Origin of the sequence: Paenibacillus polymyxa M1 (assembly GCF_000237325.1) — a bacterium.
Classification (GTDB): Bacteria; Bacillota; Bacilli; order Paenibacillales; family Paenibacillaceae; genus Paenibacillus; species Paenibacillus polymyxa_C.
The window spans coordinates 3102002-3115263 of record NC_017542.1 but is presented as its reverse complement, the minus strand read 5'-3'; the positions used below and the strand labels follow the sequence as shown (position 1 = coordinate 3115263).

The 13262-nt window shown below is 47.4% G+C and carries 16 protein-coding genes; all 16 read left to right on the top strand.

From position 1 onward, the window contains the following. Nucleotides 1-135 precede the first annotated feature (135 nt). The 16 genes from PPM_RS13745 to PPM_RS13670 all read left to right on the top strand — a co-directional run bounded on the left by PPM_RS13745 (nucleotide 136) and on the right by PPM_RS13670 (nucleotide 13242). A complete protein-coding gene (locus tag PPM_RS13745) occupies nucleotides 136-369 on the top strand; it encodes a hypothetical protein (RefSeq protein WP_014599839.1) in 234 nt (77 codons plus the stop codon). 72 nt (nucleotides 370-441) lie between these two features. Beyond that, the gene (locus tag PPM_RS13740; RefSeq protein WP_043921408.1) at nucleotides 442-729 is read left to right on the top strand and encodes a hypothetical protein; all 288 of its coding nucleotides are present in this window, start codon (nucleotides 442-444) and stop codon (nucleotides 727-729) included. After that, complete coding sequence (locus PPM_RS13735) at nucleotides 710-2062, top strand: phage tail sheath subtilisin-like domain-containing protein (RefSeq protein ID WP_014599837.1); 1353 nt, start codon at nucleotides 710-712, stop codon at nucleotides 2060-2062. Before PPM_RS13740 ends, PPM_RS13735 begins: the two co-directional genes overlap by 20 nt. A gap of 3 nt (nucleotides 2063-2065) precedes the next feature. Beyond that, nucleotides 2066-2509 (top strand): phage tail tube protein, encoded by a 444-nt coding sequence (locus tag PPM_RS13730; protein ID WP_014599836.1) that lies wholly within the window; start codon nucleotides 2066-2068, stop codon nucleotides 2507-2509. A 217-nt stretch (nucleotides 2510-2726) separates the two neighbouring features. Next, nucleotides 2727-3071 carry a hypothetical protein gene (locus tag PPM_RS13725; protein WP_043921407.1) on the top strand — a complete coding sequence of 115 codons (345 nt, stop codon included), beginning with the start codon at nucleotides 2727-2729 and terminating at the stop codon, nucleotides 3069-3071. A gap of 129 nt (nucleotides 3072-3200) precedes the next feature. Then, the gene (locus PPM_RS13720) at nucleotides 3201-3611 is read left to right on the top strand and encodes a hypothetical protein (RefSeq protein WP_014599835.1); all 411 of its coding nucleotides are present in this window, start codon (nucleotides 3201-3203) and stop codon (nucleotides 3609-3611) included. 158 nt (nucleotides 3612-3769) lie between these two features. After that, nucleotides 3770-7306 carry a tail tape measure protein gene (locus tag PPM_RS13715; protein ID WP_231860472.1) on the top strand — a complete coding sequence of 1179 codons (3537 nt, stop codon included), beginning with the start codon at nucleotides 3770-3772 and terminating at the stop codon, nucleotides 7304-7306. 3 nt (nucleotides 7307-7309) lie between these two features. Next, a complete protein-coding gene (locus tag PPM_RS13710; RefSeq protein WP_014599833.1) occupies nucleotides 7310-7957 on the top strand; it encodes a hypothetical protein in 648 nt (215 codons plus the stop codon). 6 nt (nucleotides 7958-7963) lie between these two features. Continuing rightward, nucleotides 7964-8941 (top strand): hypothetical protein, encoded by a 978-nt coding sequence (locus tag PPM_RS13705; protein WP_014599832.1) that lies wholly within the window; start codon nucleotides 7964-7966, stop codon nucleotides 8939-8941. A gap of 2 nt (nucleotides 8942-8943) precedes the next feature. Further along, nucleotides 8944-9369 (top strand): hypothetical protein, encoded by a 426-nt coding sequence (locus PPM_RS13700; RefSeq protein ID WP_014599831.1) that lies wholly within the window; start codon nucleotides 8944-8946, stop codon nucleotides 9367-9369. Beyond that, on the top strand, nucleotides 9362-9805 hold the full coding sequence (locus PPM_RS13695) for a DUF2634 domain-containing protein (RefSeq protein ID WP_014599830.1): 444 nt from the start codon (nucleotides 9362-9364) through the stop codon (nucleotides 9803-9805). Before PPM_RS13700 ends, PPM_RS13695 begins: the two co-directional genes overlap by 8 nt. Continuing rightward, entirely contained in the window at nucleotides 9802-10626 is an 825-nt protein-coding gene (locus tag PPM_RS13690) for a baseplate J/gp47 family protein (RefSeq protein ID WP_014599829.1), read from the top strand. Before PPM_RS13695 ends, PPM_RS13690 begins: the two co-directional genes overlap by 4 nt. Next, nucleotides 10623-11375: a putative phage tail protein gene (locus PPM_RS13685; RefSeq protein WP_014599828.1), complete on the top strand. Its 753-nt coding sequence runs from the start codon at nucleotides 10623-10625 to the stop codon at nucleotides 11373-11375. Before PPM_RS13690 ends, PPM_RS13685 begins: the two co-directional genes overlap by 4 nt. A 9-nt stretch (nucleotides 11376-11384) precedes the next feature. Then, the gene (locus PPM_RS13680) at nucleotides 11385-11774 is read left to right on the top strand and encodes a phage tail protein (protein WP_014599827.1); all 390 of its coding nucleotides are present in this window, start codon (nucleotides 11385-11387) and stop codon (nucleotides 11772-11774) included. Between the two features lie 14 nt (nucleotides 11775-11788). Then, nucleotides 11789-12892, top strand: coding sequence for a hypothetical protein (locus tag PPM_RS13675; protein ID WP_014599826.1), 1104 nt, complete (start codon nucleotides 11789-11791; stop codon nucleotides 12890-12892). Then, complete coding sequence (locus tag PPM_RS13670) at nucleotides 12889-13242, top strand: hypothetical protein (protein ID WP_014599825.1); 354 nt, start codon at nucleotides 12889-12891, stop codon at nucleotides 13240-13242. Before PPM_RS13675 ends, PPM_RS13670 begins: the two co-directional genes overlap by 4 nt. Nucleotides 13243-13262: the final 20 nt, after the last annotated feature.

Here is a 13262-nt window from a genome sequence, read left to right as displayed (position 1 = left end):
CTAAACAAATTAAGGTGACAGCAATGAGCCCAGCATTTTATTCCTCTAATATCTTGAAACCCTTTAATATGTGAATCGTATGTATTGTGGTACATATATGGGTAATTCAGGATTTTTTTGTGAGGAGGATACTGTATGAAAAAGAGCACAAAATGGGTGTTGTGGCTTTTAGGTTTAATATTTGGTGGTATTGTTTTAAACTTTTATTTGAATTTTTTCTCAGTCGCCTATGCACTGATCGGTTTACTCCTAGCTTTCTTTTCTGGTTGGGGTGCTGTTGTCAAACTGAAAAATGACGTTAACCAATACGAGGATCACTATAAGAGACAATCCTACGTTGAAGATGACATCGAGAAATATACAAAATAGTTTGAGTCGTATAAGAAATGCTGCGTATTCTCTAGCAGTGTTTTTTTATTTTGTAAGAGAGGAGTCACATTGATGACCACAGAAAAACAAGTTTATTCCGACAAAGATAATCTACAGAAGCGGACCAAACAAGAATGGATTGAGAGCGCAGCAGTTTTGAAGGCAGAGCCTTACGAGATTGCGGGCGCTCTTTTTGATTGCGCAGCTGACGTTTTACTTTCGCGGGCAGAAGTGGAGCAAAGACTGGTTGCGTATTTGCATCCGGTCAAGGAAGCCCCTGCTTCTGTGTCTGTTAAACCAGAAGTACCACAAGTGAAAAAACCAAAGGAGGAAACGCCAAATGACAATTCAGCGGGTTAGGTCCAGCGCGTACATTGAATTGCTAGTAAAGGCACGGTCTCGGGTTGTTCCAACAACTGGCCGCGTACTCATTCCCTATCAGGCCGAATGGGGCGCACCGAACCAAGCCGTAGATATGGCTAATGATTCGGAGCGCCTAAAGGAGTCCGGCAAGCTTGTTGATGTATTGGAGCTTGCTGCCGAAAGCGGGGCGACTGTTATCGGCTATCGGGTTACAAACGGGGAAGAAAAGGCTGCATCTGTCGCTGTCGCTGACAGCTACACTATTGAGGCACGTTATCCAGGGACACGAGGCAATGACTTCGAATACATGGTGCGTCCGGCTCTTATCGATGACACCAAGAAGGAGATCGTAGTCCGCGACACCAAGGGCGTATATGAAACGGAAACGTATCTAGTGGCTGACAAGGCCGCTGCTGTGGAAGCTCTTAAAAAGTCCGCTATGATCCGTTTTAAAGATACTGGCGCGACTGCTCTTGCGGATACGGCTTATACCAAACTGGATGGCGGTACAACAGGCACGGCCACATTGGCGGCTACCGACTGGAATCGCATCTTTAACCGCGTGTACGGCTTGACGTTCGATACCATCTATTTGTCTGCAACTGATCCGGCTGTACAAGCTGCCGCCAAACAATGGCTGCTAGATCGTCGCGATAAGGGTCATAAGCTGGCGACGGTGGTTGTCGCTGGCCCGGCAGCTACGGACGGCGACATTGAGGCGCACACCGCACGTAGTCGCGCCATGAATGCCCGTTATGTAATTAACTGCTCTCTTGCTGGCGATCACACCAACGGTAAGACCTACACATCCGTCGAATGGGCTGCATGGGTGGCTGGGCTGGTTGCGGGTACACCTGCTAATAAGTCATTTACAGGTATCAAAGTTCCGATGACGCAGGCAAAAGTGGACTGGAGTCATAGTGAAGTGCTGAAAGGACTTGCAGAAGGTACGCTGATGGCTACGCGTGACGGCTACGACTACGTTATCGAGCAGGCCATCAACACTCTGACCACGATCGGACCAAATGAGCGTGAGGACTTTGGGAAGATTCGCGTATCCGCTACGATTGACCAAGTAATGAACGATATCTACGAAGCGGGCAAGCGTTGGAAGGCCAAGCTGGATAACGACAAAGAAGGCCGCGGCATGTTTATTGCTGCTGTGTTGGAATATCTCAAAATCCGTGCTCAGCAGAAGGCCATTGCAGACAAATTCAGTTTTGCAGAAAACCCTGATAAGACAAGTGAAAATGATTATGCATATTTCAAGCTTGGCGCCAAGCCATTGGATGCTATCGAAATTTTCTATACTGACTGGGAGGTGGAATAATAGATGGAACGCGAACTTATTGGACGTAATTTGTCCTTACAAGACGATAATGGTGAGGATGTCCAGACAGTCAAGGAAGTGGAAGTGCTGCTGAAACCTGAAAACTTGGATATTGTTCGAGCACGGCGCATGGCTAAAACGAAGCAACTCACAGGATACGAAATTTCAGTTAAAATTGTCATGTCAAAACTTGAATCGCGATTGCGGTACCGACTGCTGGACGACTTTAAAGCAGGTCGTACAATGTTTCTTCCTCGTATTACAGGTTCCTTGGACGACCGTATCACGGGCAACACGGAACGTGTCCTTATCACAGGGATTCACATTCATGAGGAAATAGATATTCTTGTCGCGAAAATTGATGATAACAATGGTATAGACATTACCTTGTCGGGTACAGCAACGGATTTCGATTTCGTTGACAAGTTTCCGGATTACATGGCTTAAGTGGAACAAAGGGTTCTTTTCCGCAATGTTGATAGGCTCTAGCAAAGATGGTCTAAAAAAATATGAATATTCATATTAGTTTTACAAGTTATTTCATCCATGAAGTAGCCCATAAAACATTCGAAAATTTAGCGATAATTTTACCAAAAGCTATTTATATTTGGATATATATTCTATATAATAGGTGTGTATTCCAAATATGAAAGGATGATGTAAGGTGAAAAAGAAACTATTGATTGGACTTTTAACTGTTGCAGCATGCTTCTCTTTAGGATCGACATCATTTGCTTCTCCGGCTGCCGCCGCCGCTCCAGATTCTCAAGCCGCAATTACGCAAGGGGTTACTACGAACGCAGTTATCAGTCGATTAACTCTTAAAGTAGGCGAATCGAGGTATCTGACTGGTTCAAGTTTTTGGATTAGTGGGGATCAGGGGGACAATAACCCAATCTATCTCAATGTTGATGGTCTAGTAGTTGGTCTGAAGCCTGGAAGCGCTTTGGTTGTGGCTGATCTACCAGATGGATCGGGGCAAATTGAGTATTACATTACTGTAAAATAATATATTCCTAGATCATTTAAGCCTGTAGACTGACTCCAATAGGAGTAGTTTGCAGGCTTTTTACATGCAGTGATTATTCAAAATACCTGTGTTTTGATGAAAGAAGACTAATAAATTGGAGGAATCACAATGAGTGACAAATTACAAAAATATCTTGCGACTGGCGCAGCGGCGGCAAAGCCGGAACAACTTGAGGTAGAGGTGGACGGCGAGAAATGGTCTGTACGTCGTTTGACCACAATGGACATCCGCCGTTGCTATGATGTGGCATTCAATGATGATGGTTCACCAAAGGAAACATTCAACGAGATCGACGCTATGATTGTGCGGGCGACGGAGCATGACTTCGACTGGAACAACATAGAGCTTCTAAAAGTTTATAGTTGCATAAACAAGAATGAGTTACCGCCACGAATGTTCAGCAACCCAGACCATTATGCAATCCTCAGCAAGGCGGTACGTAACTTCCAAGAAACTAAGGAAGAATTGCTAAAAGAAGCAAAAAACTCATTAAGCGAGACGGAGAAGCAAGCTGGATAGCTCACTTTTGGGTGAACCAGAAAAAGCTGCCTTCTGAGGTCTTGCCATATGAAGTAGACAAACAGCGCCAGTATTATTTTTGCCTGGCTGCTTCGATGATCGCTGAGGAAGAAATGGCCCGTCTAAATAGGAAATAACCATGTCGAAACAGGAAGGGGGTGGGAACAATAGCAACTACGTCAGTTACGGTGCCATTTGAGGCACGGGATATGATAACCGGCGCTGTCCGAAATATGCGTCGTATGCTTCAGGGCGCTCACGATGATCTGATGAATTTTCGCCGGGCTTCGGGCAACATGTTTGATGATTTTGTATCCGGTAGCCGCCGGGCGAGGGAATCTGCGGACGATCTAGGCAGACGGATCAATGGCGCGTCCGATGAAGTACGGCGTATGAATCAAATCCAGCTTGATGATATCTTTCGGCGGGCGCGTGCTGGAGCTGATGATCTTAGGCGTTCTGCTGATCGTGCAGACGCGGATATCCGCAGCATTCGTGATGCTAATGTGAAATTACGTGCTGAGGATTCTATAAGTCCAGTCGTTGACCAGGTATCTGACAAGATTTCAGCCTTGGCAGCTTTGGCGGGCGGGATTATGCTCGGTAGCGGTGTGAGTGATTCTATGTTTGGAGGCGTGTCCGATTACAGCCGTGAGGCGGCGCGAAGTGCAGCTTACATGCCCGAGAACATTCGTCAACAGAGTCTTAATACGGTGGATGACTTGGTTAAAAAGGCCATTATTCCAGATCGTATAGAAGGAACCCGGCAACTTGCCGATGCAGCTCCTCTAGTACAGGACAAATCCAAGATGAGTGACTTCGTAAGTGCGTCTGCTAAAATCCAATACATTCGCCCGGATGCCGGAGCTGAGGAAGTACAGCGGGCGTTGTCTCAAGCGTCGAACAGTTTTAAAGAATCCTACAGTCAAGTGGCAGATTCAATGATGTATGCCTATAAGGAAGTAGGTGACAAACAACAGGACCTGTTCGATACGTTTTGGGAATACAGCCCATATTTCTCCAGCAGCGGCACCGACTCAGAGCAAATGAGTAATTTTCTAACACAGACGGTGAAGGGTGGGGCCTTTAATTTCGACAAGCCTGCCGACTTTTTCAAGGAGACGTTTGGTGTCAAAGCTCTGAATACAGGGGATATGGCAAATTACTTTACAAGTCGTGGGGCAGGGAAGGATGAGGCCCAACGTCAGGCGACGGCTTTCACAGACGATATCAATTCAGGTGACAAACAGCGTGCGCAAGGAGCCATAGCCGCATTGGTTGGTGATTTGGCTAGTCAAACGCGGAGCCAACTAAAACAATCCCTTGTAACTTTGGGTTCTGGCGCTGGTGAAGACAACGCTGATTCCATCCTGAAGACGTTCGGAACAGCGTTTCAAAAAGCACCAAACATGAAGGGCACTACTGATAATTTGCTTCGTAAGCAGCAAGCTGCTGACCCAATGACTGAAATGAAGCAAACTCGCGCTGAAATGAGCTTGCAAATGCAAGAGATTGGAACCAACATTGCTCAGGCAGCCCTTCCAGCTTTTAAGGAGTTTAACGCCTTGCTAGTGCAGAATAAGGACAACATTCAAGCGCTCGGTACTGGAATAACCAGTGCGATAACCGGAGCGACTAGCTTCTATAAAGATCATTTTAAAGCCATAAATACTGCCTTAATCGGGTTGGCTGCTGTACTGGTAGCTAAAAAATTATGGGCCTTTGCACAAGGAGTAAAGAAGTTCAACGATGATCTTTCAACTGCCGCTAAATGGGTAGGAGAGAAGGGAAAAGCGGGGGCAAATGCCACAGGCAGAGGAGTCAAAGCCGGTTGGAATTGGATTCGACGGAAACCTCCTGAACCTCCAGCTCCACCACCTGAAGAAACCCCAGCCCAACGAGCTGCCCGAATACGGGAGCGGATGGGCGGACGCGGTATTAGACGCCAATTGAGTGGAAACCGTAACCCTGTCGATGATCGTATTGGCGGTTTACGCTCTATCGCTTCCATGACTGTTAACGCTACGAAAGTCTATATAAATGGCTCTGTGTCTAGTGGCGGAGACGGCGGGGCAGGTGATGGTGGTGGCGATGGGGGCGACCAAGACAGAGATCGCCGCCGTAGACGAAACCGTCGTGGAGGGCGTAGGGGAGCGGGAGGCGGTGGCGGTAGACGACGTATACGTATTAATGGTCCCCGTCCCACTCCACCAAATCCACCTAACCCGAACCCAAGCCCAAGGGGATCGCGTGACAATCCTTATCGTATTCGTCGTCCAGCTCCACCAAATCCACCGCCACCACCGAGTCCGCCATCTGGCGGTGGCCGTCTGCGAGGTTTCCTGAAAGGAGCAGGCAAAGCGGCTAAAGTTGGCGGTATCGTTGGTACGGTTGCAAGCGTAGCAGCCGGTGCATATGACCTCTACCAAGCATCCAAGGATAAGGGATTGCGTGAGGCCGTATCTACTCAGGGCGGTGCTATGGTAGGTGGTGTAGCTGGTGGTGCTATTGGCGGGGCTCTAGGGTCTGCCCTTGGACCACTCGGTACAATGGCCGGTGCATACATCGGAAACATCGTCGGTGAAAAGATCGGGAAATTTGCCGATGAAAGTGGATTGACACGGAAAGTCGTGGATGGTGCGGTTGGAATCTTTAATTCTGCTAAGGATACCTGGACTGGCGTGAAAAACTGGTTCACGGGGGACAAGAAGGAAGAGAAGCCTGGTCCACCGCCGGAAGCCAAGATTACAATTAACGGACTCACTGTGCAAAAGCAGCAGCATCTCAAGCAAATTGGAGACGAGGTGCGCAAAAGTATAGTCGATAAGGGTCTTAAAGAGGGACTGAAAACTGTTGCTGAACAGCCAGAAGTCAAGCAACGCCTTAATGCACTTAAAAATGCATGGGGCGTTGTGTGGAAGATGGGCGATAGTAGTAAGGCTCAGAAAGATGTCAAGGCTGTAGGAACCGCTACAAAGAGCAGCGCTGATGAGGTGGCCAAAGGGGCAGCAAAAAATAAACAGAGTTTTAATAATATCAGCGCTGCTGCGAAAACGGCTGTGGATAAGACCACACAATATCTACTGTCTCTTAAAAACGTATCGAGCCAGGGCAATAGCTGGGGAAGTGATCTTATGTCCCATTTTATTGCTGGTATGCGCGGCCAGTTCCCCACGTTGTCTTCCGTCGTCAGTTCCGTTGCAGTAGTCCTTAAAAAGATGAAGGAAGCAAAAGATGCTAATTCTGGCGGCGGTGGAATTACACCGAAACCTAAGCCAAAACCATATGCTCAAGGTGGATATATCAATCGTCCACATGTTGGTTTGGTTGGGGAAGCTGGTCCGGAAATGATTATTCCGTTGTCGGCCAGCCGACGCAATCGTGGTCGGGAGCTGTGGGAGCGGGCCGGGATTATTATGGGTGTACGCCCATATGCAAACGGCGGCCAAGTCGGACGACCAAACCTGATAGGTGCATCCAGTTTGATGCCGATGGCGCAGATGTTTAATCCATCAGCTTCGACTGCCCCGAAGTCAGTCAGCATCGAGAATATTAATATTGATTTTGGTGAACTCGCGAAAGGAATCACCAACTTTGTAGAGTTTGCAAAAATGCTTAGTAGTCCGCAAGGTCGAGCTCTGATCCGCAAGGTGGTTGGCGAAGAGGTATTGAAAGCATTAGAGAATGGAGGATAAACGATGCTGGCACTATCGCAAGGAAAGATCCGTCTTACCTTTCCGATCACCCCGGCAGAGATTCAAATAACTGGAGGCAATGAAGTTGAAACCTTCACTGTCATAACTGGTCAGGAACGCACAGGGAAACCCGTATCGAAAGCGAAACGGGTTTCTTTTTCTGCTATCCTTCCACGCTATTGGGAAGAGATTTGGGAGACGGATAGCAAACAGACGGTCACCTATAAAACACCAGAAGTAACGTGGAAACTGCTGGAGCAATGGAAAGGTAAGCCTGTTGTACTTAACTTTGAGAACCTATTTAGTCAAACGATGCTCCTGGAGGGGATGGATCAGACGTACAAGGATGGACAGGGGAATCTTCATGGTAACTATTCATTTGTGGAGTATAAGCCTGTTAAAATCGTCTCTTATTCTAACTCTAAACAGGTTCTCAAGCCTGGAACCGTGATCACTAAACCGTCCAAAAGCCGCCCTAATACTACCGGCAAAAAGGACAAAAAGAACGATAAGAAAAAAGATGATAAAAAAAAGAAGGCAAAGGATAAAAGTAAGAAGGCTAAGGAGGACCCAAACGCTAGGGGTGCTTTTGACTATACAGGTTCCAAAAAGCGAATATCGGACAAGGTTTCCAAAGCGAAAGGGAAGTGATGTATTATGGACGGCTTTGCGGTTGTATATGGCAAGGAGAACGCCCGGCAGATGCTGACGGATGGCATCGAAGAAGTGTCCTGGTCCTCTGGTCGCGATGAGATTGCCCGCAGCGCTACGGTACGACTTCGCAATGCGAGCAATATAAAGGTAGCTGGTATGCTGATGTGCTTTTCGCAAAAGGTCGGTGGTGCTCTTTATCATCACAAAAACCAATTTTTTCACGGACCTATTATCAAATACGAGCAGGACGAATTTATAAACGCTTGGGAAATTGAGGCGAGGGAAATTGGATGGTACTTGTCCAAAAACAAAGGGACTCGGCCGTACTTAAAGGGCGAGGCCGGAGCGGAGCTGCAACGATACATCAAGAGTACGGGCATTGACTTTCGCTGCCCAGCTTTGGGCTTCAGCTTGGACGAGCGTTATGGGACTATGGCCCATTCGGAAATCATCCTCGACGTATTGCAAAAGGCATATGAGCGTAGCGGCTACCGTTATTATATAGACCTTGTTAGGACAGAAAAGAGCTTTTATCTGCAAGTGATGCGCGAAGGGACCAATACCAAGGTCCCTATTTTTGTACCCGAACAGATGACCTCCAGCACGGCAGGATACAGCATCGAGGAAACCTATACAGTCGTAACCGCGCAAAAATGGAAGGATGATAAGATCGCTTCTGCTGTTACTAAAACGGCAGCGGGTGCAGTGAAGGCAATGGGCCGAATGGAAGAGATCATCGAGGTTGGTGAGGATGAAAAGCCGGAGACGATTGCTACACAGCGGCTCAAAGTTTTGTCCGCTGCCAAACAGATTAAGAAGATCACTGTCCGACATGAAGACCATACGTTGTCTGGTTTGCGTTCTGGCTGGCTGGTGTTAACTAAAACAGATCATACCTCAAAGTGGATTGTCGTCACGGCTGATAGCAGCTACAAGAATGGAACATATACCGTAACGTTGGAATTGGAAAGGAGGGAATAGCCGTGCTGAATGAAGCGCTCAAGCTTCTAAAAGATCAAACCAAAGACAGTATCGACTCACGGGACACCGAAAGGGCTACGCTTCTAAGTTGGCCAAGTAGTCCGTCAATAGAGGTGGATGGTGACCTTACTCCCTATCCAACGGATAAACTGGTGTTTGCTGAGTATTTGTTGGATCGGGAAGTTAAAGCGGATTTCATAGCTGCTGAATATCTGGAGGGCGATGAAGCCAAAGGCAGCGTTACAGGCGTACTGGCTAACGGTGTGGTTTACGAAACAGGGGAGCCATACAAGCAGACCCCACGCAGCTCGTTACGTGGCAAGCTGGTTATTCCAAGCCCTTTGCAGGTTGGTGACCGGCTGATTGTCTCCAGACTGAGCGGACAGCGGTACTATGTTCATGGAAAGGATGTAAGGGCTGGTGGCTGATGATGAAACGTTATTCCCCGATCTTGATCTTTCCACACTTGACGAGGTGGAGTTGACAGAGACGGTAGCGTCTGAAACCAAATGGACATATGTGATCGACTATCGCACGCGGCAGATGGTCACCACCGACGACGGGCGTCCCAAAAAAACGGCTACGTATGGTGAATACCTTGTGCAGACGGCGCTAAAAATCCTGAACACCGAGCGATTTCAATATGTGGTGTATGACGCTGATATCGGTGTCGAACGATCTGAATGGGCCAATTGGGAGGACGTTGAAATAAAACGCGACATTGAGGAAGCTTTGGCAGCTCATACGGAAATCTCTCAAGCTGAGGTATTGTCGATGGAGCGGAACGGCCAGAACATGTATTTGCGAATTAAATTAACCGGGCTGGCCGGAGAAGTAGAATTGGAGGAGGCGATTGAATTGTGAATGTGAAATTAACAGACCTTCCTGCACTGCCACCGATGGCAATTTTGGAGGAAACCCCAGAGGAAGTTTACCGCCGATGGGTCAACCGGGCGATTACATTGGCACAAGAACGCGGTCTACCTCCACCCCCGACGGATCCGGGAGAGTTATTTTATGATCTGTGGTATCCCATCGCTATGGAATACGCTGAACAGCAGGAGTTGTTAATATATGCCTTTCTCCAAGCCTTCCCCATTTGGGCAGACAGTGAGTATTTAGATGGTCACGGATGGTCGGATGGTATGCCTCGGAAGGTGGGGGAGGACGACGACACGTACCGATTGCGAATGCTTGAGCGTGCGTTTGCTGAGGAAGGCAGCGGGCGTCGAAAGGACTATGAGACATGGGCAAAGGAGCTGGAAGGCGTTGGCGGTGCTGTTGCCATTGAAAAGGAGCGGCACGATAACAGCATCGATTTGTATCTCACTGACCTTCAAGGACAGCCGATCACGGTAGAGTTTGCCGCTAAAGTTAAGGCGGATATGTGGGAAAACAAGCGGATTGCCGGGCATGATCTGGCTGTACATCCTGCCCCAGTATTCACGTTGCAAGTAGCTGCGAAACTAAATACAGTTCTTCCACTTTCGGAACTGGTAGAGCCCATTAGGAAGCGAATAGCCGACTACGCCATTGGTAGAACAAAGCTGGTATTTAATTACGTTGGTGCTGCTTTGCTGGTCAAGGGAGTGGAGGATTACGAAAGCCTTACGCTTAATGGAGCCATCGAAGACATTGAGGTTCCGGCCACGTCTGTTTTGAATATTGAGGTGACCCTGACATGATACCTCTGCGATACCGGGAAATGCTGCCGCCACACATGTATGAGATCGACATGGCCGAGCGGCATTTTGACGTTATGGAGTTGGAAATAAACGATCGGGAAAAGTCGATTGACGATCTGGGAAATCAGTTCGTTTTAAAGACTGCTACTTGGGCATTGCCTATTTGGGAGTGGATATATTTCCACCAGGAGCAGATTGGGAACTTAGAACAGCGCCGTGACGCGATACGTCGTAAGCGTTGGGCCAAGCGACCTTTTACACTGCCGGTACTGCGACTGATTGGTGGGAAGTACGGTAATCTGTTGGACATACAAGAGGATTATCTAAAGAAGACGATCTTGTTTGTGTATGGTATCGACACACAGTTAAACGTTAAAGGCCTGATGGAAGACTTTGAGTACATTCGGCCTGTTCATATTAACAAAGCGCAGCCTACTTTTCGTATTGACGTTCACCACAAATTCGGAATTAAAACACGTATTAGGTTCCATTCCCGCGTAGGTTTTTTCGGTGGCAAGCCGTGGTATCTAGATGGAACAAAATTACTGGATGGGTCCGCTTCGCTTTCCGGTTGGACTGGCGAACGGCAGCGCAAACGAAACCGATTGGAGCTGAGGGTCAGCAATCCGATTACGAACCGACAAGAGGGAATTTTAAAAGTCCGCAAAAATTATTGGCTGCTTGACGGTCAGAACTTGTTTGATGGTAGCCACTCACTGAGCTCAACAGAGACAATTTTACATGTATAGGAGGACATTATGGCAGAACAAGTATTAACGGTGACAACGGTCTATGCGAGAGAACAGATGGCCCAAGCGCGGGCCGAAGGCGGCACATTGACTAAAGTGGTCAAAATGGCATTTGGCAGCGGTGGGGTTGATGCAGAGGGCAAGCCTTTGCCTTTGGATGGCACAGAGCAAGTATTAAAAGCGGAACTGATTCAAAAGAATATCTCGGGCCACGAATTTATCGCCCCAGCAACGATCCGTTATGTCTGTTCTCTTGCAGAAACAGAGCTTGCCGGGAAAACGATCAATGAACTTGCTTTGGTAGATTCGGTTGGGAAATTCACAGCGGTTCGCACCATGACGAACAAAATCAAAGACGGAGACATAGAGTTCGTTTTCGAGATTGACGACATTTATTAAGGAGGACGAATCTTATGGCTATACAGCAACCACGCCGCTTTGTTACAACCGATCAGGGTCACGCAGATGTTTTAAATAAACCAATTGATACGCTTTATGAGAATGACCAAGAGTTGTCCGCGCAGATTGCTGATGTAAAAACGTACGTTGATGGGGCGATCAAAGAGGCCAAAGTGCCGGATGCAAGCACAACCCAAAAAGGTATCGTACGAATGAGCGCGGATTACAAGTCAACATCACCAGTTACGGTGCCAAACAGTAAAGCTCTTTCCGACCTTTACGGCTTATCATTTGTCGATCGGGGTAAACCCTTTTCAGTCGACTGGAACTTTATAGTTCTGCCGGGAGCACACAGGATTGATGTTGCTACTTTAAACCCTGTCTCGGATCACAGTCCACCGGGAGCAAATACTAAGGGTGTGCTTTTTGTTTCTTCAGTTATAGTAGGACAAGATTCGGTTTTTGTACAAAGGTATGTTGATGAAACAGGCGGTATTTTTAATCGCATTAGAACAGCAGCCGGAACGTGGACAGACTGGAGAACAAACGGAGGTGGCAATATGGTTTTAGTAGCAAGTAATAATGTAAGACTTTCTCAGGCCACGACATATGCGCAGCAGGTTGCATCTGGTGGTGGTTCTTCTAATCTGTCGCCTACTATGTTGGTATTTAAATTTATACCTAAGGCGCTGGGTGAGCTTCGCATTTATTGGGAAGGCCTTGTAGAATTAGTTTCTGGTACTGCACCTACTGATGCTAACAGTAACTGGGGTATCTCAGCGTCTGCTCATGGGTCCAATACATGGAGTGCTGGCGATGATAGTGAATGGGTAGAGTATGCGGTTCAGAAAACTCTTTTTAATTATAGAGATGGGCTAGGTACCACCAGAGATAGTCATGGATCTAATTCGCCTGGTAACACAATCTCTTCGGCATTGAAGCCTGGACTAAATTCTTGGTTTGGTAGTGAAGGTGTTATGCGTGTAACATCTCTTGGTCCAGTATATATCGCCTTCTATATTTATGCAGCTAATTATGGTTCAGGAGGCGCAGGCGCATATACAATTAAGGGAAGCATTCGTAATATTCAGGTATGCTACGACGAGGTGACACCATGATTAAAGTCGTATTTTTTCATGACAACGGTGTTGTATGGGGCTGGAATGAGTATATTGAATCTGTTGACGATATTCCGTATAAGTACGTACAGGTAGACGAGCTGCCTGAGGTTGTGTGGAATACTCCAGCGGGCAAACGAGTCCGCTATACTGACGATAAGAAGTTGTTTGTCCTTGAAGACGTGCCCGTATCTCAAGAAGTTGATACGCCAAGCGAATTGGACAAACTTAAAGCCCGGTTAGAGAAGGCTGAAGTCGAGAACGCTGCATTGAAACAGGCAGATCTGGACAACAAAGAATCCATAGCCGGTCTTATCCAACTCGTTATGTCACAGACCGATGCTAAATAGAATCCGGGAGCGGATTCTAT